The sequence below is a fragment of the Geobacillus sp. ZGt-1 genome, from assembly GCF_001026865.1.
Lineage (GTDB): Bacteria > Bacillota > Bacilli > Bacillales > Anoxybacillaceae > Geobacillus > Geobacillus thermoleovorans.
Map to the genome: position 1 here is coordinate 40,385 of NZ_LDPD01000016.1, position 4,669 is coordinate 45,053.

Sequence of the window (4,669 nt, forward strand, 5' to 3'; positions counted from 1 at the left end):
TCGTTGCATCTATATAGTTTGCAGAAAGCGGATAGTAGAGCAACAGTTGCCGTCCCTTTTTGCCTTCGCGCCGCCGTCCGCTGTCGATAAAACCGGCAGTCAAGTACAATCGCTGCGCTGTCAAGTTTTGTTCATTGACAGCAAGCACAATTTCGTTGATGTAAGGTGGAGAGGAAGTGTTCGCTTGGCTTTGGAAAGACAACAAGGGCGGAACAGCATGGCGCGCATCGCGTTGACGCTGGTGATCGCGGCGCTCGGCGGCTTCATTTTCGCCTTGTTTGGCGTTCCGCTCCATTGGATGCTCGGTCCAGCAGCTGCGTTGCTTTTGGTTGGTCGTTTTTTGAAGGGAAAGTTGTATTGGCCGGTCGGCATTCGCAACGCTGCGCTCATTCCGATCGGCTATACGCTAGGGACATCGATGACGGCAGGAACGCTTGTGGAGATGGGCCGACAATTGCCGGCGATGTTGCTGGCGACGGTGTTGATTTTGTTGTTTAGCTTCCTTGTTTCTTGCCTTGTCGCGAGATGGACAAGGATTCCGCTCCGTTCGGTTGTCACCGGCAGCATCCCCGGCGGATTGTCGCAAATGCTTGTGTTGGGCGAGGAGCTCGACGGTGTCGATGCAACGATTGTCACGTTTTTTCAAGTGATGCGCCTGATGGGCGTCGTGTTTCTCGTCCCGCTTATCGCCTTAAGCCCGTTCTTTTCCGGCGGCGCTGAGGCGGGGACGGGCGCAGAATGCGGACAAGGGGCGCATTGGAGCGTCGGTCTTGTTTGGCTGTATTTGATCGTCACGGTTGCCAGCGCGATCATCGGAAGGCGCATCAAACTGCCGACTGCCTATTTGCTTGGCCCGATCATCGGAACATCGGCTCTGGTCATTGCCGGGACGCCGGCGCCCCATTTGCCAGCTCCTTTGTTAGATATCGCGCAAATCGCGATGGGCGCTTATCTAGGCTTAATGCTGAAACCGGCTCGCATCGCGGAAAAGGGAAGAGCCGTGCTGGCGGCTGTGGTTACCGGTCTTGCGCTCATTTTGTTTTCCATGGCTTCGGCATTTGTCTTAACGGCTCTGCATGGCGTGCCGTATTTGACAGCGTTCATCGCCTTGGCGCCGGGGGGCATGGATCAAATGGGAATTTTGGCGCGGGAAGCGCATGCCGACCTTGCCGTTGTGACAAGTTATCAAATGTTCCGCATTTTTTTCATTTTGCTTGTCGTTCCACCGGTGCTGAAAAAACTGTTTGCCGCCCGCTGGTTTCGATGGATCGAACGATGGGCCATACATCATGGTGGACGGTCCATGCAGTCTGCGTCAATCAAAAAGAAAGGGCTGTGACAAGAAACAAATATATGCTAAACTAGAAAGAAAAAGGAGGGGGTTGCCATGAATCATTCGACCGTTTATCGTCCGCATAGCCCAGTGGCGAAGTTGGCGGTTTCCTTTTTAGCGGCGCTGGCCGTCGCGACGGCGGGGCTGTATGCCGGGCAATGGGTGCCGGCTGGCCTGTATTTGCCCCTTTACGGGCTTGAACTTGTGCTGCTGTTGGTCATGATGTTCGCCCGCGTGAAAAAAGCTGTCGGCTATCCGCTTATGTTTGCGTTTATGTTTGTCTCGGGGGCGACGCTCTATCCGCTCATCGGCTATTACATTTCCATCATCGGCGCGGCGGCGGTGTTCAAAGCGTTTGCGCTGGCCGTTGTATCGTTTTCCGGCGTTGCCATTTACGCAGCGAGAACGAAAGAAGATTTTTCGTTCCTCGGCGGGTTTTTGATGCTGGGCGCGTTTGCGCTCCTTGGCTTGCTGATCATCCAATGGTTCATCCCATTCTCAAGCGTAGGGCAAATGGGCATCGCCGCTTTGGGGATTCTGATTTTCCTTGGCTTTACGATTTACGACATCAACCGTTTGGCCCGCTATGGCTTTACGGAAGCGGACATCCCGATGATTGTGGTCAATATTTACCTTGATTTCATCAACTTGTTTGTCTACATTTTGCGTTTTTTCGCCAGCGATGAGGATTGAGCGCCAAAAAGGGCTGCTCCTTTGGGGCAGCCTTTTTTCCATGACTGTGGCATTGATCAAAGCGGCAAGTCGAAATGGTGCGGCTGTTTTTTTACGGCATTAAAGGGGAAACGCGGTGAGGCAGGAATCGGCAAACGGTGGGGCGAATATAGAGAAAGAAATGGAGAAGAAAGGAGCCTCATGATGAAGTTTGCCGTCAATGTATCGACGATTTTCACGGAAGCGCCGTTTCTCGCCCGGTTTGCCAAGGCGAAGCAGCATGGGTTTTCGCACGTTGAATGCCAGTTTCCGTACTCGGTGGCTCCTGAGGCGATTGCTGATGAACTCGAGCAGCTTGAGCTGTCGCTTGTTTTGCTGAATTTGCCCGCTGGCGATTGGGAAAAGGGGGAGCGCGGGCTCGCCATTTTTTCTGACCGTCATGATGAATTCCGGCGTGCACTGGAGGAAGGAGTGCGTTATGCGCTCGCGCTCGGTGTACCGAATCTTCATTGCATGGCCGGAGTGTTGCCAAGGGACTTGCCGCGCGAGCGGGCGAAGGAGACGTATATGCGCCGCATTGACGAAGCGGCTGCAACGCTTGCTGTTCATGGTTTGACGCTGACGATTGAACCGATCAATCCGTTCGATATGCCCGGCTACTTTTTAACCGATATTGAGGAAGCGGCGGCGATCATCCGCGATCTCGGCCGGACGAATGTGAAATTGCAATATGACGTCTATCATATGGCTCGGCTCGGACGCAATGTGACAGCGATGTTTGCCGACTACGCACCGCTCATCGCGCATGTGCAATTCGCTGATGCCCCCGGGCGGCATGAGCCGGGGACGGGAGAGCTTCCGTATCGCGAGATTTTCGCATTTTTGCAAGAGCACGGCTACAATGGAGCGATTGGACTTGAGTACATTCCATCAGGGAAAAGCAGCGAAAGTTTTGTCTGGTATGATGAATACCGCGGAATGAAAGGGGGAGGCGGACGATGACACGCGTCGGCTTTATCGGATTGGGCGTGATGGGCTCGCGCATGGCTAGACGGCTGCTTGAAGCGGGATTCAATGTCACGGTGTACAACCGTACGACAGAAAAAGCGGTTCCGCTTGTCAACCTTGGCGCCCGACAGGCGGCGACAGTGGCAGAGCTGGCTGGCGAGGCGGATATCATTTGCACGTGCTTATCGATGCCGGATGATGTCATCGAGGTGTATACAGGTGAAGGCGGCGTCCTTAGCGCGGCCCATCCGGGGACGATTTGCCTTGATTTTACAACCGTCGGTCCGAAAACAAGCCGGTTTGTCGCTCGGCGCGCCGATGAGCACGGCGTCGCCTATTTGGACGCGCCGGTAAGCGGCGGGCCGGAAGGGGCGGAGCAAGGGGCGCTGACGATCATGGTCGGCGGGGCGAAAGAAGCATGGGAGCGGGTGCGTCCGTTGCTTCGGGTGTTAGGAAAAACGGTTGAATATTTAGGAGAAAGCGGCGCCGGCAGCGCGGCAAAAGCGATCAACCAGTACTTGGTCGCCGTCCATTCGGTCGCCGCGGCGGAAGCGATGGTCGCTGGCGTCGCTTATGGGCTTCATGCCGGGAAGCTGTATCGGCTGTTAAAAGAAAGCTATGGAGACAGCCGGATGTTGCGCCGCCATATGGAGCAGTTCGTGTTGCCGCGTCGATTCACTCCTGGCGGGGCGGTCAAGTATGTACATAAAGATGTGCGCTTGGCGAACGAGTTGATGGATGAAATCGGCCTTGGCCGCCGACTCGGCATTCAAGCAGAAGAAGCGTTTGCCGCAGCGATCGCCGCAGGCCTTGCCGACTTGGATATGGCCGCGGTCATTCAGCCGCTCGAGCAGCGGGTCGGAGTGGTGGTGGAAGAGACGGAATGAACAAAATGATCCCTAAATTCAAAAAATTCATTGAAAAAATGGATGAGCGATGGTTTAATAGAAGTAGCAGGAGGGCTGGCCCCAAAGGTTGTTTTGGGCTAAATCACTTGTATATATGACGGTGATCGGAAAAGGTGTCCCGATTCTTTTGGGACACCCTCCGCCTGATAAAGAAAACGGTTCGAGCGGCTCGCTTTTTTTTACTGATAAAAAGAAACGATGTTTCTTATTACGAAACGGAGGAGGGCGCTCATGCTTTCATTGACATGGATTGAGGAGTTGCAGGCGTTTTTGCATCCAGAACAGATCAAACGGAATGAATCGTTCCACCCCCTCGGCAATGATGGGGCGGTGACCGTCTATCCGCGAACAGAGGAAGAAATCGCTGCGGTGCTCCGCTATGCCGACCGCCATGGCAAAAAAGTCGTCATCGCTGGACGCGGCACAAAACGGGGGTTTGGCGGGCATCGGGAACAGGCGGACATCTTGCTGTCGTTGGAACACTATGCCGGCATTGTCGAACATGCGGCCGCCGATATGACGGTCACTGTCAAAGCCGGAACGGTGTTTGGTGATTTGCAGCGCGCGCTCGCTCCGCATCGGCAAAAGGTCGCCTTGGACCCGTTTTGGCCGGAGGAAGCGACGATCGGAGGGGTCATTGCCGCGAACGATAGCGGTCCGAAGCGGCTCGGCTATGGGGCAGCGCGCGATTCGGTCATCGGGTTGCGCGTCGTCTATCCGAACGGGACCGTCATTCGTTCCGGAGGCA

The 4,669-nt window shown here is 55.0% G+C and carries 6 protein-coding genes; 5 read left to right on the forward strand and 1 reads right to left on the reverse strand.

The window, feature by feature from the left end; all coding sequences use genetic code 11:
- The coding region (locus VU18_RS19550; protein WP_236687310.1) for a GCN5 family acetyltransferase at positions 1-202 on the reverse strand (202 nt) is incomplete at its 3' end.
- Positions 203-217: 15 nt separating this feature from the next.
- On the opposite strand from VU18_RS19550, the gene VU18_RS06605 reads away from it, so the two are divergent.
- The 5 genes from VU18_RS06605 to VU18_RS19555 form a co-directional block, all read left to right on the forward strand.
- Entirely contained in the window at positions 218-1,339 is a 1,122-nt protein-coding gene (locus VU18_RS06605) for an AbrB family transcriptional regulator (RefSeq protein ID WP_369793562.1), read from the forward strand.
- A gap of 48 nt (positions 1,340-1,387) precedes the next feature.
- The gene (locus VU18_RS06610) at positions 1,388-2,026 is read left to right on the forward strand and encodes a Bax inhibitor-1/YccA family protein (RefSeq protein ID WP_011231023.1); all 639 of its coding nucleotides are present in this window, start codon (positions 1,388-1,390) and stop codon (positions 2,024-2,026) included.
- A gap of 183 nt (positions 2,027-2,209) precedes the next feature.
- Positions 2,210-3,007: a hydroxypyruvate isomerase gene (gene hyi / locus VU18_RS06615; protein ID WP_011231024.1), complete on the forward strand. Its 798-nt coding sequence runs from the start codon at positions 2,210-2,212 to the stop codon at positions 3,005-3,007.
- Entirely contained in the window at positions 3,004-3,900 is an 897-nt protein-coding gene (locus VU18_RS06620) for an NAD(P)-dependent oxidoreductase (RefSeq protein ID WP_011231025.1), read from the forward strand. Before hyi ends, VU18_RS06620 begins: the two co-directional genes overlap by 4 nt.
- A gap of 252 nt (positions 3,901-4,152) precedes the next feature.
- Positions 4,153-4,669 (forward strand): FAD-binding oxidoreductase (locus VU18_RS19555; RefSeq protein ID WP_047757874.1); only part of this gene is annotated, 517 nt, incomplete at its 3' end.